Raw genomic sequence first — 20,203 nt, forward strand, 5'->3', positions numbered from 1 at the left:
AGCAGAACACTGCTCTAGCTGGCCTTTCTTCCAACCCTTTTCAGCTGCGGGTACTAACAATCATCGACAAGTGTACGAAACGTACAGTACACTTTTGAAGTCAATGATTGACCGACCTAGGAGGTCCCATGGAGGGTCAAGCAGTTCGTGAATACGGTGCGTTCATCAATGGAGCGTTCCAAGCCATGGGCACATCCACATTCGAGGCGCGTGACGCCGCTTCCGGCGCTCTACTCGCCACACTGTCTCGGTGCGGGCCCACGGAGATCGATGATGCGGTCGAAGCCGCCAGGCGGGCATTTCCGGCGTGGGCGAACCTGACCACAGAAGAACGATCCGCACAAATCTTGCAGTTTGCCATGCTCGTGGAGGATCGAGCCGAAGAACTTGCCCAACTCGAGTGCAGGGATACCGGGCGACATATCAGGGAGATGCGAGAGGACTATCGAGCCGCCATCTCGCACCTGCGATACTTCGCGTCAATCTCGTTGGCCCACCATGGCTTCGGCCGCGAGTTGGCATCGGGATACCTGGTCGCGAAGCGAGTGCCGTTGGGCGTCTGCGGACAGATCATTCCCTGGAACGATCCCGTGGTGATGACGGCGTTCAAGATTGCACCTGCTCTGGCTGCGGGAAACACCGTGGTACTCAAGCCTGATGAAAATGCCTGTGTTTCGATCATGGAGCTGGCGAGGATCGCCGCCGACGTGTTTCCCGCAGGCGTTTTCAATGTTGTCCCTGGTCTTGGCGGGGAGGCCGGCGCAGCCCTGATAGACCACCCGAAAGTCAGCAAACTCGCTTTCACGGGAAGCACCGAAGTCGGCCGACTCGTGGCACACGCCGCAGCCTCACGGCTGATCTCGACCACGCTCGAACTCGGTGGCAAGAGTCCCAGCATCGTGTTTCCTGATATCGAGGATGTAGACGCAGTGGTCGCCGATGCCACCGCGGGTGTCCTCATGTGCAACGGCCAATCCTGCTTGGCCGGAACACGTCTCTTCATCCACGAGGATATCTACGACACCTTCGTGGAAAAACTTGTCGCATCATTCCGCTCAATGCGAGTCGGGCCGCCACTGAACGAGGACACCGAACTGAGCGGATTGATCCACCAGGAACACGCCGAACGTGTGATCTCCATGATCGAATCAGGAATCGGCGAAGGCGCACAGCTAATTACAGGCGGGAATCTGATACAAGTGCCGGGATTCGAAGCCGGAAACTTCGTCGCGCCGACGATTCTCGAGGTGACCAACTCGATGCGAATCGCACAGGACGAAATATTCGGACCGGTCCTGTGCGTCCTCAGATGGAACGACTACGAGCATGTGATCGCAGAAGCAAATGACACCCCGTACGGTCTTGCTGCTGGGATCTATACCTCAAACCTGAAAAACGCGATGGAAACCGCGGATCGTCTTGACGCGGGCTGCGTCTGGATCAACCAGTACTTCAACCTGGGCGGCGGCGTTCCCTTCGGAGGATTCAAGGAAAGCGGGCTCGGGCGAGAGTTCTGCCTCGAGACTCTCAACGAATACACCCAACTCAAATCGATCACGGTGGTCACGTCGACTCCCCTCCCAAAGCAAGGATTCAAAAGTTGAACATCTCAGGAAATACCATCTTCATTGCGGGCGGAACGTCCGGCATCGGTCTCGAACTCGCACTGGCATTACAGAACGAGGGGAACAAGGTAATCGTCGGCGGACGGCGTTCCGCTCTGCTGCAGGAGATCTCGGACAAGAATCCTAAGATCAGCACCGTCGTCATCGATGTGGACGACCCGAATTCCATTCGGGAGGCATACGAATCCGTTACACACGACTACCCCGACCTGAACGTTCTCGTGACAATGTCAGGAATCATGTACCCGGAAGACTTGAAGAACCCGGACTTCCTCGACATCGCCGAGCGAACGGTTACGACGAACCTCCTCGGGACAATTCGCTTGGTCGGCCAGTTCATCCCGCATCTGTTGACGACGCCCAGCGCCACTATCGTCACTGTCTCATCCGCTGTCGGCTTCGTCCCGCTACCCATCACGCCCACGTACAACGCGACGAAGGCGGCTGTTCATCTCTTCACAGAGAGCATGCGCGTACAACTTGCCGATACCTCGATCCAGTGCATCGAACTCATCCCACCAGGAGTCCGTACCACGCTGATGGGCCAGGAGAACTCGGAATCTGCCCTACCCCTTGATGATTACGTCGCAGAAACCATTGCTCTGTTGAAGGCTGACAACAACGCCACAGAGATCGTGGTCGAGGCCGCCAAGCCGCTTCGTCATGCCGAGATGAACGGTGAGTACCAGAACGTCCTGAAGATGCTCAGCTGACGGTACCGAATTGACACACGTCGCAACGCTGGAGAGGGCGGATCACCCTCTCCAGCACAAGGGATCTCAACAGTCAATCCTCTTGGTCGCCACTCCGGAGCCCACGAACTGCGTGATCGATGATCGAGCGCACTGTGTTGTCGTCGATACTCGCGTGCCCGACCAACATCCGGTAGATCAACGGCCCGAAGAACAGATCGATCGCTTCCTCGGTGTCGATGTCTTCGCGGAAGTAGCCGGAATTCACACATCGCCGAATCAGTTCGGCGAAGCCTCTACGACGTTCGTCGAGAAAGAAAGTGCGGAAGTATGCCGCCGTCGTCGGATCGTTGGCACACGCACCGACAAGTTCGGCAAAGATCGAACCGAGTGGACCCCGGTAGAACTCTCCGATGTCACCCAGATAGTCGTTCAAATCAGCTTGCGCACTATCGGTCTCGGGAAACGTCAGATGCCGAGCCATGAGCACACCGAATGCTTCAGCAGCGATCGCCTGCCGCGACGGCCAGTGCCGATACAGAGTCACCTTGCTGACGCCCGACTGTTCGGAGATCGCATCGATGGTCGCAGCCTTCATGCCACCGGACTTCAAAAGAGATTCCGCCGACCGGAGGGCCTTCTCGTGGGCCACCTCACTACGTGTACCGCTCGGAGGAGTGAGCAAGCCCGTCTCTGCCTCACCCGGGCCGCGAGACACATCGCCATCGGGAGCGCGCTTACCCATGTCTACCCCTTCATCCTTCAATGCCGTGCAGCACAGAGCATTTCCCGGCACCAGACGCCCCTGAACGGCCATGGGGGACCCAAGGCAGCAGTTCGGCGCGATAGCTACTAGTCGTATCGTACACATCTCATCCTGGATTGAATCATCCAGGAATCGGTGGCGACCTCAATCCCATTGCATCCATATGTGATTCAAAGAAGCACGACAAACTCTCTCGTTTATTACTCAAAAGTAAGATAGCGTGTGTTCGTCATCACACCAGTTCGTCAAGCGTCGAGGGAAATACGACATCGAAGGGTCGATCGTGACATCAAGGATTCTCTTTCGTGGAGTGGTGGCGCTGACTGCCATTGCACTCACAGGCATCACAGCACCTACTGTCGCCGCGCAACCGTCGGCGGATTCTTTCTACCAGTACGACGGTTCTGCACCGCTGTCGACGTATCCGCCTGGGGCCGTTCTCAAAACGAGAACCTTGCCCTACCACGTCGTCAACATTCCTGCCCCATTGCTGGCCGTGCAGGTGTTGTACCGGTCGACCGACGCCCTCGGCCGACCGTCTGCGAATGTCACATCGATTCTCCGACCACCCAATGCCCAGCCGGACAAAGTTGTCTCGTTCCAGTCGGCTTACGATTCACTGAACCCGGAAGACGGTCCGTCACGAGCTGTCGCCGGGGACACCCTGATCGGCGGCCTGACCACCAGCGGACGCAATGTCGCCTTCGGCGGGACTCTCGCTTCCGGCGAAGCGGTCATGTTCGCTCCCCTACTGGCGCTGGGCTACACCGTCGTCATTCCCGACACCGAAGGGCCGAACGCAGACTTCGCTGCGGGACCCGAATACGGAATGATGACTCTCGACTCTCTTCGCGCCGCCCGGAATACTCCCGAGACAGGTATTGCCGACTCAGCCCAGATCGGCCTGATGGGATACTCGGGCGGAGCAATCGCCACCAACTGGGCGTCCATCCTCGCCCCGGACTACGCCCCGGACATCAACGAGGACCTGATCGGCGCCGCCCAGGGTGGACTGTTGGTCAACCCGGCAAACAACCTCCGGTACGCAAACGGAAGCATCGGTTGGGCAGGCGTTGTCGGGATGGCAGTCGTCGGACTTGCCCGTGCCTACGACATAGATTTCGATCCGTATCTCGGCGATCGGGGACGCGAACTCCTACCTCGCATCGAGGATGCCTCGATCGGTAACGTCATCCTGCAGTACCCGGGAGTGACCTGGCAGGACCTAGCCAAACCACAGTATGCGAACCCCAACTCGGTGCCCGAGTACGTCGACGTCGCCAACAAGATCAACATGGGCAACGCGCCGATACCCACCATCCCGATGTTCATCGCTCAAGCCGCAAACGGAGCCCTCGAGGGCACCCAGCCAGGTGGACCGGGCGTCGGCCCTGGCGACGGAGTCATGGTCGCCGGGGACGTCCGCTCGCTCGCCACTCGCTATTGCGACTCAGGTTTGTCCATCCAGTACGACCAGTACGACACCATCAGTCACGTTCCGGGTGGCGCGCTTTGGCTCCCCGGCGCCATCACCTGGCTCAACGACCGTTTCAACGGGAATCCTTCGCCGAACAACTGCTCGAACATCGCACCGGGCAATTCCCTGGTGCCGGAAGAACACGCCGCGGGTTGAAGAATCCAGCAGTCGCGTCAGATCCCGATTGCCAGATCGTCGATATCCGCAAGTGTGCCGCCATTTTCGAGGATGCTCGTGTAATTCCGAAGTCGGTTCTGATCGATCTCGGTGGTGCTCACTCCGCGCTTCCAGTACCCGAAGACAACTACATCGTCCTTCGCCAGGCCGACGGTCTTACGGAAATGCGCTCGGATGGAACGCATCTCATCGCGCTCCCCGGCTCCCCACACTGCGTAGTCTCCTGGGTTCTCGAGTTCGAGAGCGTGCTCGGCGAGACGCCCTTCCACGTGGTGCAACTCCAGGCCGGGAATCACGGGCAGTTCCGCGAAAGCCCCTGCATCACCGGTGGCTACCCAACCGACGCCGGTCAGTCCTTCCGGCCACTGGAGCAGGATCGAATAGAGGGCAGGTATCGCGGTGTCGTCGGCGAACAGCGCGACGCGGCGACCAGCGACCTCGGGAACGAGGAAGTGCGGGCGGGGACCGGTGAGCGAGAACGAGTCACCCACACGAAGGTCGGCTGCCCACTTCATCATCGGACTGGTGTGGCCGTGCAGCACTACGTCGAAGGTCATCGAACCGCTCGACGCGTCGAAGGTGCGCACTGTGTAGACGCGAGAGACGTCGCCGAACTTCGGACCGAGCTGGATGCGGAATGCGACGTTGGGACGCAACCAATTCGGGTCTTCCGCCGACGAAGTCAAGTGGACGGTGATGCGCGAGATGCTCTCGGTCGGCCGTTCGACGCGTTCCACGACAGCGACCACGTCGTTGAGGCCACGGTCGTGGTCTTCGCCGCGTGGCGCTTTCACCGACGCAGAGGACGAAGTTTCTTCGTTTCGGGCTTCTTCGGGGCGAGGTGAGGTTGTCATCGTTTTCTCCTGATCGTGGTTTCAGTTCTGGACGGGTAGCTGACTGACAGGTCTGCGGTCACGCGGAACAACAAGTGGCCGTCCGGTTTCCGGATCTTCGAGGACAAGAGCCTCGAGGTCGAACACTTCGCGCAGCAACTCGGGGGTGAAAACCTCCGAGGCACTGCCCTGCATGACTATTTTCCCGGACCGCATCGCGACTACGTGCGTGGCATATCTGGCCGCGAGGTTCAGGTCGTGGAGGACTGCCACCAATGTTCGACCGGCCTGATGAAGTTGGGAACACAGGTCGAGAACTTCGATCTGGTGGGCGATGTCGAGAAAAGTGGTCGGTTCGTCGAGCAACAGCACCGGAGTACGCTGCGCGAGGGTCATGGCTATCCACACCCGCTGACGTTGTCCACCACTCAATTCGTCCACCAATTGATCTGCTGCATATCGCATTCCGACCTCAGCCAGCGCGTCGGAGACGACGCGCTCGTCTTCGGGCGACCATTGGCGCAGCATGCTCTGATACGGATAACGGCCGCGGGAGACCAGGTCTGCGACACTGATCGCGCCGGGCGAAAGCGGGGACTGCGGCAACAGAGCGATTCGGCGAGCGACGTCCTTGGTTCGGTAGGACCGAATATCGTTACCGTCGAGCACAACCCGACCCGATCGAGGTGTGAGCATTCTGCCGAGCGCACGCAACAATGTCGACTTGCCGCACCCGTTCGGTCCGACGACCACGGTGAACCCGCCGTCGGGGATTTCGAGAGTCAACTCGTCCACGATGGTTCGATCGGCGTAACGGAGTTCGATCTTCTCGGCGTGGAGCCGCGGCACTGGCGTAGCTGTAGTCATTGATCTCTTTCGTAGCAAAGTTTTCAGGCCTGACGGGCCAGCAGCCAGATCAGATAGGCACCACCGAGCAGACTGGTGACAAGACCGACCGGAGTGCGGAGACCGACCTCGACCGCTTGCGCGATCAGGTCGGCACCCGCCAGCAGAACTGCGCCGAGCAGGAAGGAGGTCGCGACAAGAACACCGCTGCGCCTTGCCAATCGTCGTGCGATCTGGGGAGCTGCGAGCGCAACGAAAGCGATGGGGCCGGTAGCTGCTGTCGCTGCTCCGGTGAGCGCGACCGCAAGCAGGATGCCGGCAAATCGGTATCGCTCCACGGAAATTCCGAGTGAGGACGCTGCGTCGTCGCCCATCTCCATCATGGTGACGCGCCTGGACACCACGACGAGAGCAGGAACGAGAACACCGACGGCGATCGCAACGCTGACCGCGTGTGGCCAACCGCGCCCGGTCAGTGAACCTGCCGTCCACTGCTGCACCACGGTGGCGTCGTCGATATCCGCGCGCACCACCAGGAACGACATCACGGCACTCAGCATCGCGCCCACGCCGATGCCGACCAGGACAAGTCGAAGACCGCCGCTAACTCCGTCTTTGCGAGCGAGTGCGTACACGAGCAATGCGGTCAGCATGCCGCCGAGAACAGCGGCACTCGCGGTCTGCAGGACCCCGCCGCCGAAGAACACGATTTGAACCACCGCCGCAGTCGCAGCGCCGGTGGTGAAACCGATGATGTCCGGCGAGCCGAGTACATTGCGCGAAAGCGTCTGGAAAACCGCGCCGGCCACACCAAGGCTTCCGCCCACTCCGATCGCCGTGATCAGCCGCGGCAGCCGGCGGTTCTGGACAGACCGAACCGCCGCTGGCGTGCCTTCGCCCTGCAGTGCGCGCCACACGTCACCCAAGGACAGATCCAAGGTTCCGTACATCAGCGTGACCAAGGAAAGGGCTAGAAGTGCCGCACTGATTGTCATGGCTACGAACAGCACTCGCGGAACTATTCGCCACGACCACGAGCCGATTCGAACCACCCAGCCTCGAAACAGCGGTGGGACCGGCTGCGCGGCAATCATGTTCACAGTGACGCCACTCGCCGCGAGCGAACGAGCGCAACAAATAGCGGACCACCGAGCACTGCCACCGCGATCCCCGTCTGCAGATCTCCCGGCGCGGTGGCAACGCGACCGAGAACGTCGGCCAAGAGCAGAAATGCCGGAGCGACGACGAGCACACACGGCAGTAGCAACCGCAGATCCGGTCCGACGACGCCCCGCACGATGTGCGGCGCGGCCAGCCCCACGAATCCGAGCGGTCCGGCCGCCGCGGTGGCGGCCCCTGCCAGCAGGATGACTGCGACAGCGGACCCGACCCCAGCGGGTCCGGTGCGGGCGCCAAGACCTTTCGCGACGTCCTCACCGAGCGCGATCGCATTGAGTGGACGAATCAGCAACAACGACAACCCGATACCGACGATGACGAAGGGAAGGACGGTGACGATCACGTCTCCGCCGCGCCCCTGCAACGAACCCACTGCCCAGAATCGGAACTGATTGAATGCGGCCTCGTTGCTGATGAGAACCATGCTGGTGAGCGCCGTGATCGCCGTTGCCACAGCGGCACCGGCAAGCGCCATGCGCGCTGGGGTCGCGGCGCTGCGATGCGCAGACCCCAACATGTACACCCCCACCGAGGCTACGGCCGCGCCGGCCAGCGCGAACCACAGATAACCGCCGACCGAAGTCACCCCCAGATAAGCAATCGCAATCACGACTGCCGCTGACGCTCCGGCGTTCACACCGAGTAGCCCCGGATCGGCCAGAGGGTTGCGGGTGATCGACTGCATCAGCGCACCGGCCAGTCCGAGTGCGGACCCGACCACCAGCCCGAGAATTGTTCGAGGCAAACGTGATTCGATCACGATCAAGTGCTCGTTGTTACCGGCGTCGTAGGAAAGAACTGCGTCGAGCACCGTGGAGACGGGAATGTTGCGTGAGCCGAGGACGAGTCCTCCGACGGATGCCAGCACGATCACGACGATGGAGACGACGACCAACAACCCCGCACGCGCGGCCGTCCCGGACCTCAGCGGCGCTTCGGTCCGGGGCGGTGCGGTCCGGGACGGTGCAGAAATACCCACGCGGTCATCCACCGAACGTGGACACCAGCGACTCGACTGTCTGCTTTGCACTGAAGTAGTCGAGACGGAAAGCCGCCGTACCCATCGCGTAGACCCGATCACCCTTGACCGCAGGTTGATTGGCAAGAAGCGGATCGGCGGCAAGTTGCTTCTCCACGTCCTTGGGTCCCATCGAGACGGCGAACAGCGTCTGCGAACCGTCGAGTGCGGCAGACATGTTCTCGGAGCTGACGATCGCGACGCCGGAGGCTCCCCGCTTGTCCGGCGCGACGAACTGCTCGGCAGGCTCGGCATAGGTGAAGCCGAGCGAGGCCAGCAGATTGCCCTGCGGGCTGTCGGCTCGGAACGTCCAGACACCGTCGGCACCCATGTAGACCAGTGCCGTCACCGGCTGCTCGGGAAGCGTGATCTTCGCGGCTTGGGTGGTGACCCAGCTGTCGTATTCGTCGACGGTCTCGGCGGCCTCGCTCTCGAGTCCGGTGACGGTCCCGAGCTGATCTGCGAGCTCCTCCCAGGAACTGGCGCCGTAGTCGAGAAGTACGGTGGGTGCGATGTCGCTCAGCTGCGCGTAGGCGTCGAGCGTCGAGTCGCCGCCGTTGGCGGACCCGATGATCAGATCGGGCTCGAAGGTCTCGATTGCGTCGAGGTCCAGCTCGAGATTTCGGTAGAGCACCTCGACGCCACGATCAGCTGCCACGCCCGACCACTGGGAGAAGAACCCCTGGCTGTCGGTCATTCCCGACGGCGTTGTCGCCGCACTCGCGACCACCGGAGCACCGATCGCAAGCAGTGTGCCGGTCAACGACGGCGAGGTGGAGACGATCCGAGTCGGCTTTGCGGTGATCTCGGTACTGCGGCCGCCGTGCTCGACGGTGCGTGGCCATCCCTCGGTGGACCCGGAGGTTGTCTGATTGCCCTCGGTTCCGGTGTCACTACCGGACGAATTGGAGCAGCCGGCAAGAGCGAGGGCGACGACCGCGGCGAGTACTGCCGCCGTCGGACGTAGAGATCTGCGCATGAGTATGTGGCTTTCTGAAGGTACGAAGGTGCGCCGCTGCGAATGCAGACGGACCGGAGGTAAAGTTAGCCATACTTAAGTAGCAAGGGTTGTCCAGGAGCGCCAACGTGTTACCACTATTGGGAAGGTCGGACCAGATCTACATGGGCCCGATCCGTGCCGGCCGCACCGAGCCCAGCACGGGCCGCTCACCCTTACTGTTCTGGGTTCTTGCAGGCAGCGGACGTGTCAGGACCGGATCGACCGTCTACGAGGTGCCGGCAGGCGAGTTGCTGTGGATCCCGGCGGGCGCACGATACGCAATGGAGACGGACTCGGATTCCGTCGCGTTTCCCATTCTGCTCCCACCCTCGGACGGCGTAACCGACGGACCGGCCACCGTGACACGGCTGCGCGTTCCGCCCGGCTGGGAAGACCGACTGATCCACGAGTTCGTTCACAATCTGGGCTATCTACGCGGGGACGCGGCAAAACCGGCGTCTCTCTTCGAGATGATCGCCCGGGCAGACGACGGGTCCACGTCGCTGCCGCGATTGCCGCACTCACGGGAAGCGTTCGAAATCGCGCACGCCCTTTTGCGAACACCTGGCACCGACGACACCGAAGGACAATTCGCGAAGCGCGCCGGGATCAGCACTCGAACGCTCCAGCGGTACTTCGTGGAGGAGACCGGCCTCACCTTCACCCGCTGGCGACTTCGAGCGCGGATCGCCGCCTCGTTGGAGTACCTGAAGCAAGACCGCGAGATCAGTTGGATAGCAAACGAAGTCGGGTTCGAAACGGGCAGCGGATTCACTCGCGCGTTCCGAGCCCAGATGGGAGAGAGCCCGAGCGACTATCGCCGACGGACCCTCTCCGGTCCGTCCGATCGCAGTGCGCGAACCGACGATGACCAGGCCTTGGTCCGCATGCTCGCAGAGTCCAGACAACCCGGCGAGACCGCGCCACCGATACCGGCCAACGCGACGTGGCCGCGCGTCAACGGAGCCCACGTTGCAGTGTGGGTCTACCGAGGCCGAGCCCGGGTGGATGTCGCCCACCGCAGCTGGGAACTGCGCACCGGCGAGGCCATGATTCTGCCTGCAGGCGTGCGCAATACAGTCACAGTTCCGTCCGGATCACTGCTGCTCCCGCTCGGCTTCCGTGCCTCGAACGGGTCGACCGTATCTGCCGACGCTCTCGAGACCGTCCAATTCTCCCCCGATGACGAGTTGGCATTGCTGCACACTTTCGTCGCCGCCTACACACCCTTGCGCCCGCGTGGCCACGACAGCACCGCGGTGTTCGACATCATCGCCACCGGGCCACTCGCGCAATCGGTTTCAAATGAGGGCAATGCCGATTCGATTGCCACGCGACTGGCAGCGACAATCGCCGCCCGGCCGGCCGACCCTCGCACTCTGGAGGAGTGGGCCCAGGAGTTCGGCACCGACGCGGCCGGGCTGCGCCGGGAGTTCCGGACCGAGACCGGCACCACGTATCCGCAATGGCGATCCCTTTCTCGGATGACCCAGGCACGCACCCAACTACAACTCGGGATTGCACCCGGCACGGTGTCGAGGAACCTGGGTTACGCGCACCTGCCCGCGTTCAGCCGAGCGTTTCGCACTGCGCACGGAATCTCACCGCAGCGCTTCCAAGCCCAGTCCGTCGAACGCGCCCTCTGGTTACGTTCGGTGCCGCGCGCCGCCGAGCCGAGCACGCGGGTTCCTCACATCCACTGAACGAGTTGCCACACGATGCCGTTGGGATCGACGAACTGGCAGTAGCGCTCGCCCCACGGTTCGGTCTCCGGCTCGGTGACGACGGAGGCGCCTTCGGCGGCGATGCGGGTGAACTCCGCGTCGACGTCATCGACCACGAATGCGATGAGCATGCCCTGGCCGGCCGGACCTGCGACGAAGTCGGGCTTGAACGTCCCGAGCCCGGTGCGCAGGAAGACCACGTTGACCCCGGCATCCGGATGATTCAGGGAAACGAAGCCGTCGTCGGCCATGGCCTCGGTGAAACCGAAATGAGTTTTCGCGAAGTGGGCCGAGGCGTCCGTGTCGGTGACGTTCAAGGACAGAGCAGTGCTGGTGATTTTCATCGTGGCCTCCATGATCATAAACCTTGTGCAGTGCATACAGTATGCACCGTATAAGGTATACCACCGTTGAGGTATTCCCGATTTCTGGAGACGACTGATGGCACGCGAACTGATCGACCTACTCTGGCGCGATCACCCCCTGGCACCGAAGGGTGGCGCCCGTGGCCCGCGGGCGAAGGTCACCACCTCACAGGCGGTCGACGTCGCCATCTCCGTCGCGAACACCGACGGCCTCGACGCCGTGACCGTGCGTCGCCTGGCCACCGACCTCGGCATCTCGGGAATGGCGCTCTACACCCACGTCGGATCCCGCGACGATCTGCTGGTGCTCATGGTCGACGCCGTACACGCGAACAGCCCACGTCTGCCGTACGGAAACCTGACGTGGCGCCAACGCGTTCGTCGGGTCGCAAAGGAAGAACTTGCCCTCTATGCGGAGCATTGGTGGCTCCTCGACATCACCGATCAGCGCTCCGCGTTGGGTCCGGGAACTATCGCGAAGTACGACCACGAACTTCACGCGTTCGACCGCACGGGACTGACCGACATCGACCGGGACTCCGCCCTGACATTTGTCGCCGACTTCGCCCGATCCTCGGCGCAAGCACGGCGCCCCGACCCTCGCGCAGCCGACATGGCCGAGGTGTGGTCCTCCTGGAACCAACGCCTGGCCGCTTACCTCGGCGACGACTTCCCGTTGGCTCAGCGCGTCGGCGGCGCGGCGGGAGAAGCGAAGAACACCCCGTACAGCCCCGAGGCGGCGTGGGAGTTCGGGCTGGACCGGGTACTGGACGCTCTCGAGGGGCTTGTTCACATCGAATGACTCGTTCAGATCGAATGACATTCCTGCAATTCGTGGGTGACAATATGTCCGTGCAGCGCTTCGCTTGGTCTCGACGGTCCGGTGGCAAACCTTCGTTATTCGAATCGCGAGAGCTGTTGCACGCCTATGAGAATCGATCGACTCGAGAGGTGCGGGATTCCGGCGAGCTTCTGATCGAGATTCCGCTGAGCGACGCGAGCATCTTGGAGATCACCATCCTCGATCCCTCCGCGGACTGGATCGAGCCCCGAGTTCGAGGGCTCTGCAGTTCGCTGGACGAGATCAACCGACGAGCCCAACGCATCCTCCGCGGGGGATTCAGCATCGGCTGGATCGAACTCGAATCAGAGCGACACGGCATCATCGACTATTGGGAAGACGGCGTGAACAACGAGTACCCCGTCGCCATTGTGTGGAACGGAAATTCCTGGGAAGAAGCGACCACCACCTAGCCCCGAATTCAGCGGCATATATCCGCGAAGACGGGGTAGACGAGTAGATACCAGCGGCACATCGACTCAACTCCAGGCGTGGTGGACAATGTTTCTCAGCGACCAGTCAATTCGTCATCACACCCGCCGTTTCGGAGCAGCTCTGTCGCCCTCACACAAGTGGCCTCCGCCCACCGAAACACAGCGCATCGCACGCTGGAGTGAGCGGTCGGAGATGCTCGGCGCGCTGTCGGTACTCCTGTTCTGGGCTTTCGGTTTCGGCATCCTGCTCGGGGCGGGCGCCATTACAACAGGAATCTTCGCGCTCCGACGTCACCCGAAGAAGTCTGGCGGGCATCTGCTCTCGAATGCCCGCCAGCTGCCCTGGGATGCAATAGTCGGCCTCTTCACCGGCGTCATCGGTCTTGCCCTGAGCGGTTGGTTCTTCGTCGTGGTCCTACCCAACATGTAGCTCGACCTGGGCCCGCCGAAGAAACTGCCGCGATGAATGATCGAACACGTTTCGCGACAAGAATTTTCGCGTACGGGGAACAGTTCTCTCCGGGTAGGCCCTGTCGACGACGATTTCGCCGGACAGAAAGCGCTGACCGCGCGTCTGCACCTCACGATCGAATTGAACACCGACGCACGCCATTATGTCCGCACTGGACAACTTGCACTGACGATCGATCAGGTCGTTGATGCTGCGCAAGTCACCCCGGACCAGTGGTACCGACGAGCACCGACCTGCCGATGAGACCTTGCCGTAACAGTCAGTCGCCGTCTCGCGGTAGATCTACAACAAACCCTCGCCCTCGGATATTGCGGTCTGCAATTTCGCGATCGAATCATGAAGTCCTTCAGATAGTTCTGCGTGCACACCGGCATCGTCGATTTCGTTCCGAACTTCGGAAATAGCTTCACTCCACGAATCGAGCGCGATTGCGCTCACCGCGGCAGCCAACTTACCCCGCCGCTCGTCCCGCGACTTCTGCTCTTGCGAAGCCACTGCCCGATTCATGCGAACTTCGTCAACCCAAGCGGCGATTTGAACAACTATCGGTAACAGGAAGGCGGCAATATCGGCGCCGTCGCTCAACGACCACGCATTCGACTCAGAGCGTCGACTGGTCGAGCCCCGATTTACGCCCTTTCCGGAAAATGCTCCCTTCGGGCCACGCTCGAAGTCGCGCAATCGCTTGATCAACAACGCTCCGACCATGCTGACGTGGGGGGCAAATGCGGTGAGTTGGACCGCAGCAGCGGGTTCATTGCTATCGGCGATCTTCGCCGCAAGCCCTTCAAGCTTTCCCCAAGACGGCTGATTTCGCTGGCGCTCCGCCGATTTCCCTACATCCTGACGCAATCGATCCAATTCACGTTGGTGCTTACCGAACCAATCGACAAGAGTGGGCCGCAGGATCGCAACCACTTCCGATTGGTCCAGTACTCCACTTTCTACGACCCTTCGGGTAGCTTCACCCAACGCACCGCGTAGGTCGTCTCTGGCCGCGGAGTCGACACTTTCGAGTGCGACAAGCGATTGACGACGACGACCTGCTGTGGCGTCGGCCTGAGCAGCAAGCGGGGCACAAGCATCCAGCTGAGTTCTCAGCTCAGCGACAATTCTGGCAACTGTTTGGCGCCAGTACCGTCGCTCAGTCGACGCTCTCAGCGCAACAAAGTCAGATGCCCCGACTGTCTTGATCGCCGCGGAGAGGGCATCCATACCGTCCCACTGACGCGAGTCGTCCCAAACCTCAGCATCGACATCCCTCGCCGATCCTGCCATCTGAGCAAAATCTTGGGCGACAACGAAAATGGGGTACTCGGCCGACAACTCCAATGATTCGGATAGTTCCACTGCCTTTCGAGCCGCCAGTTGCCTGTACCCCTCGAGATCATCATCCGGATCGATCCCCGCTTCGTCGAACCTGGAGATGGAGAACCAAAGGCTATCGGACGTCCATCCGCTCCCGACGATCTCGCGAAGCGCCTGATGTTCACCGGTTGCCAATTGCGTTGTGACGGTGATGATTGCTATATCGGTTAAGCCAATTGCCTCGGTTGCACGTTGCGTGTTCATCACGCCCCGAGCATCTTTCGCCCCAATTGCCAGACCCGGCGTGTCCCGCAGAACGACGCCTGCCAGCTCGACACCATTGACGTCGAATGTCTCGTGCCGAGCGCTGATCGTGAGCCAATCCGGCACCCTCACTTCACCATCCACCAACAGACGTCGGAAAGCGAGCTCTTGCCAGTGTCGTACGATCCGAAGATCGTAATCACAGGCGCATCGATCGAGTCGAATTGCTGCCATTGTTCGGCATAATTCTCTGCGAGGGAACCACCGGGCAGGCTGGCCAGCCATTCGTTGACCTTCAGCACATCGATGTCGTTCATTCACCGCTCCGTTCGCATTCGCGCAGATTTTCAACCTGAGACAGTAACCGTTCGACCTTCGAGAGCGTATCCATCAGCGCGCGTTCTTCATCGGCTGCGACTAGTCGCTGACTCTCGAGCAACTTCGCGTATTCGGCCAAAGAGGCTGCGGAGACACGAAGGACCGGTATCGGCCCGTTCTCTTCTATGCCGTTCAGTACTTGATGCACGAGATCCGCTGCGGCCTCCTCGATGACCCCCGCCGCCTCACGCCTTTGCTCCTCACGAGCATTCGTTGAGAGTTCGCCCTTGACCATCGCGTGTGCATCGGCAGCCACTCCGGCTGCGGCCAGGATCGGGGCAACCTTTGCGACCCTGCCGGCGGCTTTCACAGCTCCCCAAGGCTTGAACTTCACCCCGATGCCCTTGCCGATGGCGTAGACCGTGTCGCGATTCGCAATCGCTCTCACGAACGCAGAGCCTCCCTTGGCCGCACCCGCAGCTATATTCCCCGCATCCACACCATTAAATTCTGATTCGGGATCCTCGGCACGGTGCCTCACCGTCGTAAAGGCCAGCGCATCCATTTCACGCCCGATTGTCGACGCGTGCGTACGGAACCAAGTCTCGATTTCTTGTTGGGCTTTGATCATGAACTGATCGATATCCGAGTCGAGGTCGCTGTTCGCCCACAACGCGTTCAACGCGGCGGGAATGTCCTCGACACCCCCACGATCCTGTCCAACCGCGTAAGCCGTGTACCTATTCGCATAGGGCTCGACGACTCGCTGCGCATCTTGCCGAAGCGACTTCTCCAGTAACTCAGAATCCTGCTGGCAGTTTCGAATTGACTGTTCCAGCGAGGTTCGGGCCGTCTCCTCACCCCGCAACTCCGCAACCTTCTGCTCAATTCGATTGCGCCCCTGCAGCAGCATATTCACTGCTGTATCGAGCTGTGCTCCGCTCACACCGGCACTCCCCGATTTTCTCGAGTACGAGTCGAGCATCCGCACGAGGGGTTCGACACCGTCCCAATCGCGGTGCTGCGCGTAATCTTCACGGCTGACGTCCGTACGCGCGCCGATCTCTCCGAACGGATCACCGGAGAGAACGTGAACCTGGTTCGCGTTCACCTCGATCCCACATGAACCCAACGCCGCAATGAGTTCCGCCTTCTTGCGATCCTTCAGCAGAAGGAAGTCTTCCGGTGCGGCGGTGGGATCGACGCCCAACTCATCAGATCGATTGATCAGGTAGATCGTTCGAGTACCTTTGGCAACAGTCTCGCGTGTCCCTTCGACAATCCCTTGGAGAAGGGTCATGTCGCCGATGAGCAAGTTGACGTGCAATACGACGAGTACAAGCGCAGCCTCGCCGGCAGATTTCAACGCCAAGGCGTCGTGTTCGCGATTGCCACTCTGAAACCCTGGCGTATCGAGCAACTGGATATGTCCGAGGTCGTAACGCTCAACCGCGCTTGTCGCCGCACCACCCCGTACACGGAGGTTCGCAGGAACCTGACCGCTCATCTCCACCAGCAAACGTTTGATCAGACTGGACTTCCCCGAACTGTAGTCACCCAGCACGACGATGGCCGGCTTGATTGCTACCTGGCTGTGCGAAGCACCCGGCATCTGCGCATCAAGGACGGTCGCGTCCTCGATCTCTCGGATCAGTTCGGCGACAGACGAATCGGAGGGTAGGCCCCATGCTTTCAAAAGTGCCTGCTTCAGGCTCGACAGATCCACGTTGTCCCGTTCTACGAAGACCGGAAGTCGTTCCGTCTCAACCGCATTCTTGTCCAGGCATCCGGACTCGAACCAATCTTCACCCAACCAGACTTTACGTCCGGATACGGAGCCCCTCGCATCTGCTCCCGAAGCCCCACCCTCGCCCGGCGGCAGCGCCGAATGGTCGGCCAGGACGCGTGCTTGCGCACGTTCCAAAACCGATTTTGCATCTACCGCCGGCGGAAGCGACTCCGATGCCTGACGGAGGCGAGCTGCCAGATGAGCTGCGTCCTTCCGATCCTTTCGCAACGCAAGTGCTTCGCCCAGCAGTTCTGACAGAACGGGCTCGGCTACTTGCCAAGACAGATCTCGTCCATGCTCGCGCAGTTCCTGCTCGATCCGATCGTAAGTCCGATGAACTGCAGATCTGGATTGCCACCCGAAATCGAATCTTGCCAGAGCGCCCTGCTTTTCAGTGCTTGCGGCGACCCGTTCGCCGATGTAGCGACCGGCTTGGGATGCGCCACCCAACCCGACTGCAACGGCCGCCCCCGCCCAACCAACAGGATTCCAGACGTTCGCGACGGCTGGAACAAAAATGGCACCCGCCGCACCACCGGCGGCCATCCCGGCGATTTTCATGGACCTGGCCAGGTTCGACTTCATCCGACCTGCATGCCCATCCAAGGTCGCCGAATCGGTCGACGATCCGGTGATGTCGGGCGCCTCGTCGACGCTCGCCAGCTTCAGTTCCCTCATCAGGAATGCTGCCTTCGAGTTCCAAACCGTCACAACTGCCGCTTGGATGTCGTTCATCGCGAAAACTGTATTACTGAACAATTCGTCGTCGATTGAGTTGCCACTCTCGAAAACAGTGGCTGCCAGTTCATCTGATTTCACGATAGAAGCTTCACGAAGTCCCGACAGGTGCGATTTGATCAGGTGGCTCATATGTCGATCGAGCGTGCCTTCGGGAGTTGCTGTGAACGTCTGTCCACGAGTGTCTTCCAAAGCGGACAGGAGATCCAGACCATTATCACGGCCGAGATACTTTGCTCGCTCATCGCCGTCTATATACCCCAAGACGTCCAGAAGTTGGTCGATCTGGCGCTCCGCGGCAGCAACTCTGGGATCTATGCCCTCGATCAGTCGCTCGAGCCTGTCAGCGGTCAGGTCAAGCACACCGCGAAAGCCCTCGCGCAGCGAAGTTTGCCGTAGCTCGGCACCACCTTCGACTATCGACGCAGTGAGAAGTTCTTCCAGCACTCCGAAGTTCGACCATTGGCTGAGGTATTCCACGCCGAACTGCTCACGATCCGACAGAAAATTCCGTCCCGCAGGGCCTTTGAACGGAGTACGCGCGCGACCGAATAACGCCCGGCGGCTTTGAACCGCGACGATGGGGGCGGATGGAAGATCAATCTTGGCCAACTCTGTTGCGATCGAATCGACATGCTCTCGAACTGCGCGAGACAGTGATTGGCGCGCAGATTGGCTCGCTACCTTGGCGGGGTGCCGCCAGCGGAGGTTGCGCACATTCAGCACCGCCACGGCAGGCTTTCCGTACGCACGCACCCACTGAGCGACTTTCGTGAACTCCGAATCTTGCTGGCTCTGGCTGTCGAAACACAAGAGAACCACGTCTGCAATCTCGACGGCTCGCCTTGCGGTTTCCTCGAGATCAACTCTCGACTGAGTGCGCCCCCATCCATTTATGCCTGGCGTATCCCATAGCCGACAGCTATGCCATTCGATCTCGGTTACGTCGGTAGTCCAATCGCTTTCACCGGGTGAGACATAGCCACCGTCGAGCCCACCGAACGCTGAGAGCAACGTGCTCTTTCCCGCTCCGGTTCTGCCGAAGAAGGCGATGTTGAACGTCGATAACACACGGCGCTGGTCAGCCAAGTGAGCGCGAAGGCTGCGCTCGAACCCGTCCGAGATTTCGGCAAGCTCACGGCTGAGACCTGCCCCGGATGTGGCCGGTGAAGGTGCCTCGGCCGTCAGTGCAAATTGTTTGACCAGAGAACTGATCGAGGCATCGAGTTCTTCCAATTCTCGATTGCCACTAGCGACGGCGCGTTCCACTGCGTGTTGCAGAGCGACTCCAGCATCGACCATTCCTGACCCTTTCGCAGGCTGTTCTCTGTATCGGAAAGGCTTCCGGAACTCCGCATTGCAGTTCGCTTGGATTCTGATCGATTAGCTGACGCAATGCGCGAACCGAAGTCCTGCACTGACGAGCAATAGCTAGGTCTAACCAACCACCAACGAATGATGCTTTCTGAATTCCGACTTCCGACCCGAATCGAGATTCCGTCTCCCGACATGAGCGTCGGTATTTGGATTGCATCTTAGATCACCCCACCGACAGGATTCCGTCCCTGTCGGTTCTGAACCCTGGAGATTTCCTACTTCTACACTTGTCCCCGCGAAATACGTCCGCGCCTACATTTCTGACTGCTCCCGCACTCGCACGCCTGTCCTCAGGCCGAGTACATGGATCAACAGAATTCCGATCCTCATTGACCCCTTCGCGAACCGGTATGCAGCACAGTTGCTGCGACGGCACACCCGAGTGGCTGCGAAAAGTTCGACCCGCGGACAGAACGAAAGGACTTGAGCAGGTCGCTCCCGAGAAGGTACGAAATGAACATGGTCGTGGGATACCGGCGGACCACAGTCCGACGCTTCCGGGCGGATGCAACGACCTGTGCGCGTTCCGAAGCAATCGGATTGCCGGCGTTGGAGTTCACCGATCATCTCGAATTCGACGAGAGCATCGACCGCGTTCTGGGTTCTTTGCACACGCTCGAAATCGGCGAGATCGAAGTGAACCGAACACTCTGTTCGTAATTTAGGACTCCTGCTGATTCCCATACCGACATTTTCTGTGAACTCGGGTTGTCGGAGACGGATCAACCCGCAATAGTCGATGTATGGATCGGTACAAGATCACGATGCCCGACGGCTCTTCGACCGAGGAACCTTTCAACTCCGACATGGAAGCAATCACTTGCGCAGTGGATGCCAACCGAGGAGTCAGCAAGAACCTCGTAGTCGAAAAATACACGGCCGACGGTCATCTGGTTCCTACCGCGCAGGCACCTGCGAAACAAACAGGTCGTCACAAGAAGAACCGTTCGAAGCGTTGAA

General features: G+C 60.5%; 19 protein-coding genes. 9 read left to right on the forward strand and 10 right to left on the reverse strand.

All coding sequences use genetic code 11. From position 1 onward, the window contains the following. The first annotated feature begins 128 nt into the window (after positions 1–128). The gene (locus tag DBV08_RS08875; protein WP_124567194.1) at positions 129–1,604 is read left to right on the forward strand and encodes an aldehyde dehydrogenase; all 1,476 of its coding nucleotides are present in this window, start codon (positions 129–131) and stop codon (positions 1,602–1,604) included. Continuing rightward, the gene (locus tag DBV08_RS08880; RefSeq protein WP_124567195.1) at positions 1,601–2,338 is read left to right on the forward strand and encodes an SDR family oxidoreductase; all 738 of its coding nucleotides are present in this window, start codon (positions 1,601–1,603) and stop codon (positions 2,336–2,338) included. Before DBV08_RS08875 ends, DBV08_RS08880 begins: the two co-directional genes overlap by 4 nt. Before the next feature lie 73 nt (positions 2,339–2,411). On the opposite strand, the gene DBV08_RS08885 is transcribed toward DBV08_RS08880, so the two are convergent. Next, positions 2,412–3,062, reverse strand: coding sequence for a TetR/AcrR family transcriptional regulator (locus DBV08_RS08885; RefSeq protein WP_166809942.1), 651 nt, complete (start codon positions 3,060–3,062; stop codon positions 2,412–2,414). Positions 3,063–3,366: 304 nt separating this feature from the next. Here DBV08_RS08885 and DBV08_RS08890 point away from each other — a divergent pair, with 304 nt between their 5' ends. Then, the gene (locus tag DBV08_RS08890) at positions 3,367–4,716 is read left to right on the forward strand and encodes a lipase family protein (RefSeq protein ID WP_124567197.1); all 1,350 of its coding nucleotides are present in this window, start codon (positions 3,367–3,369) and stop codon (positions 4,714–4,716) included. A gap of 17 nt (positions 4,717–4,733) precedes the next feature. Here the strand turns inward: DBV08_RS08890 and DBV08_RS08895 are convergent, their stop codons facing one another. From DBV08_RS08895 to fepB, 5 genes are read right to left on the reverse strand one after another with little or no spacing between them, the layout of a single operon-like run. Beyond that, a complete protein-coding gene (locus DBV08_RS08895) occupies positions 4,734–5,591 on the reverse strand; it encodes a siderophore-interacting protein (protein WP_124567198.1) in 858 nt (285 codons plus the stop codon). A gap of 21 nt (positions 5,592–5,612) precedes the next feature. Next, the gene (locus tag DBV08_RS08900; RefSeq protein ID WP_124567199.1) at positions 5,613–6,437 is read right to left on the reverse strand and encodes an ABC transporter ATP-binding protein; all 825 of its coding nucleotides are present in this window, start codon (positions 6,435–6,437) and stop codon (positions 5,613–5,615) included. 23 nt (positions 6,438–6,460) lie between these two features. Next, positions 6,461–7,510, reverse strand: a complete 1,050-nt coding sequence (locus tag DBV08_RS08905; protein ID WP_235172370.1) for an iron chelate uptake ABC transporter family permease subunit — start codon at positions 7,508–7,510, stop codon at positions 6,461–6,463. A 2-nt stretch (positions 7,511–7,512) separates the two neighbouring features. Next, complete coding sequence (locus DBV08_RS08910) at positions 7,513–8,574, reverse strand: iron ABC transporter permease (protein ID WP_260395409.1); 1,062 nt, start codon at positions 8,572–8,574, stop codon at positions 7,513–7,515. Between the two features lie 4 nt (positions 8,575–8,578). Further along, the gene (fepB, locus tag DBV08_RS08915) at positions 8,579–9,592 is read right to left on the reverse strand and encodes a Fe2+-enterobactin ABC transporter substrate-binding protein (RefSeq protein ID WP_124567202.1); all 1,014 of its coding nucleotides are present in this window, start codon (positions 9,590–9,592) and stop codon (positions 8,579–8,581) included. Positions 9,593–9,699: 107 nt separating this feature from the next. Between fepB and DBV08_RS08920 the strand changes: the two genes are divergently transcribed. Continuing rightward, complete coding sequence (locus DBV08_RS08920; RefSeq protein ID WP_124567203.1) at positions 9,700–11,316, forward strand: AraC family transcriptional regulator; 1,617 nt, start codon at positions 9,700–9,702, stop codon at positions 11,314–11,316. Here the strand turns inward: DBV08_RS08920 and DBV08_RS08925 are convergent. Continuing rightward, complete coding sequence (locus DBV08_RS08925) at positions 11,304–11,681, reverse strand: glyoxalase/bleomycin resistance/extradiol dioxygenase family protein (protein WP_124567204.1); 378 nt, start codon at positions 11,679–11,681, stop codon at positions 11,304–11,306. The two genes, DBV08_RS08920 and DBV08_RS08925, sit on opposite strands and share 13 nt — an antisense overlap. A 97-nt stretch (positions 11,682–11,778) precedes the next feature. Here DBV08_RS08925 and DBV08_RS08930 point away from each other — a divergent pair, with 97 nt between their 5' ends. The 3 genes from DBV08_RS08930 to DBV08_RS08940 all read left to right on the forward strand — a co-directional run bounded on the left by DBV08_RS08930 (position 11,779) and on the right by DBV08_RS08940 (position 13,407). After that, on the forward strand, positions 11,779–12,504 hold the full coding sequence (locus DBV08_RS08930; protein ID WP_124567205.1) for a TetR/AcrR family transcriptional regulator: 726 nt from the start codon (positions 11,779–11,781) through the stop codon (positions 12,502–12,504). A gap of 149 nt (positions 12,505–12,653) precedes the next feature. Next, entirely contained in the window at positions 12,654–12,956 is a 303-nt protein-coding gene (locus DBV08_RS08935) for a hypothetical protein (RefSeq protein ID WP_253252955.1), read from the forward strand. An 88-nt stretch (positions 12,957–13,044) separates the two neighbouring features. Next, positions 13,045–13,407, forward strand: coding sequence for a hypothetical protein (locus DBV08_RS08940; RefSeq protein WP_253252954.1), 363 nt, complete (start codon positions 13,045–13,047; stop codon positions 13,405–13,407). 324 nt (positions 13,408–13,731) lie between these two features. On the opposite strand, the gene DBV08_RS08945 is transcribed toward DBV08_RS08940, so the two are convergent. From DBV08_RS08945 to DBV08_RS08955, 3 genes are read right to left on the reverse strand one after another with little or no spacing between them, the layout of a single operon-like run. Beyond that, entirely contained in the window at positions 13,732–15,153 is a 1,422-nt protein-coding gene (locus tag DBV08_RS08945; RefSeq protein ID WP_124567206.1) for a hypothetical protein, read from the reverse strand. Then, positions 15,150–15,338, reverse strand: coding sequence for a hypothetical protein (locus tag DBV08_RS08950; RefSeq protein ID WP_124567207.1), 189 nt, complete (start codon positions 15,336–15,338; stop codon positions 15,150–15,152). Before DBV08_RS08950 ends, DBV08_RS08945 begins: the two co-directional genes overlap by 4 nt. Continuing rightward, on the reverse strand, positions 15,335–19,168 hold the full coding sequence (locus DBV08_RS08955) for a GTPase (protein WP_124567208.1): 3,834 nt from the start codon (positions 19,166–19,168) through the stop codon (positions 15,335–15,337). Before DBV08_RS08955 ends, DBV08_RS08950 begins: the two co-directional genes overlap by 4 nt. Before the next feature lie 528 nt (positions 19,169–19,696). Between DBV08_RS08955 and DBV08_RS08960 the strand changes: the two genes are divergently transcribed. Next, positions 19,697–19,903 (forward strand): hypothetical protein, encoded by a 207-nt coding sequence (locus DBV08_RS08960; RefSeq protein ID WP_095971750.1) that lies wholly within the window; start codon positions 19,697–19,699, stop codon positions 19,901–19,903. Between the two features lie 83 nt (positions 19,904–19,986). Continuing rightward, positions 19,987–20,202 carry a hypothetical protein gene (locus tag DBV08_RS08965; RefSeq protein WP_095971749.1) on the forward strand — a complete coding sequence of 72 codons (216 nt, stop codon included), beginning with the start codon at positions 19,987–19,989 and terminating at the stop codon, positions 20,200–20,202. Position 20,203: the final 1 nt, after the last annotated feature.

Origin of the sequence: Rhodococcus sp. KBW08 (assembly GCF_003852455.1) — a bacterium.
Classification (GTDB): domain Bacteria; phylum Actinomycetota; class Actinomycetes; order Mycobacteriales; family Mycobacteriaceae; genus Rhodococcus_F; species Rhodococcus_F baikonurensis.

Coding starts and splice junctions, on each gene's coding strand:
- DBV08_RS08930 (WP_124567205.1), top strand. CDS start 11,779: ATGGCACGCGAACTGATCGACCTACTCTGGCGCGATCACCCCCTGGCA.
- DBV08_RS08960 (WP_095971750.1), top strand. CDS start 19,697: ATGAACATGGTCGTGGGATACCGGCGGACCACAGTCCGACGCTTCCGG.
- fepB (WP_124567202.1), bottom strand. CDS start 9,592: ATGCGCAGATCTCTACGTCCGACGGCGGCAGTACTCGCCGCGGTCGTC.
- DBV08_RS08885 (WP_166809942.1), bottom strand. CDS start 3,062: ATGGGTAAGCGCGCTCCCGATGGCGATGTGTCTCGCGGCCCGGGTGAG.
- DBV08_RS08895 (WP_124567198.1), bottom strand. CDS start 5,591: ATGACAACCTCACCTCGCCCCGAAGAAGCCCGAAACGAAGAAACTTCG.
- DBV08_RS08940 (WP_253252954.1), top strand. CDS start 13,045: ATGTTTCTCAGCGACCAGTCAATTCGTCATCACACCCGCCGTTTCGGA.
- DBV08_RS08875 (WP_124567194.1), top strand. CDS start 129: ATGGAGGGTCAAGCAGTTCGTGAATACGGTGCGTTCATCAATGGAGCG.
- DBV08_RS08905 (WP_235172370.1), bottom strand. CDS start 7,510: ATGATTGCCGCGCAGCCGGTCCCACCGCTGTTTCGAGGCTGGGTGGTT.
- DBV08_RS08950 (WP_124567207.1), bottom strand. CDS start 15,338: ATGAACGACATCGATGTGCTGAAGGTCAACGAATGGCTGGCCAGCCTG.
- DBV08_RS08965 (WP_095971749.1), top strand. CDS start 19,987: ATGGATCGGTACAAGATCACGATGCCCGACGGCTCTTCGACCGAGGAA.
- DBV08_RS08955 (WP_124567208.1), bottom strand. CDS start 19,168: ATGGTCGATGCTGGAGTCGCTCTGCAACACGCAGTGGAACGCGCCGTC.
- DBV08_RS08925 (WP_124567204.1), bottom strand. CDS start 11,681: ATGAAAATCACCAGCACTGCTCTGTCCTTGAACGTCACCGACACGGAC.
- DBV08_RS08900 (WP_124567199.1), bottom strand. CDS start 6,437: ATGACTACAGCTACGCCAGTGCCGCGGCTCCACGCCGAGAAGATCGAA.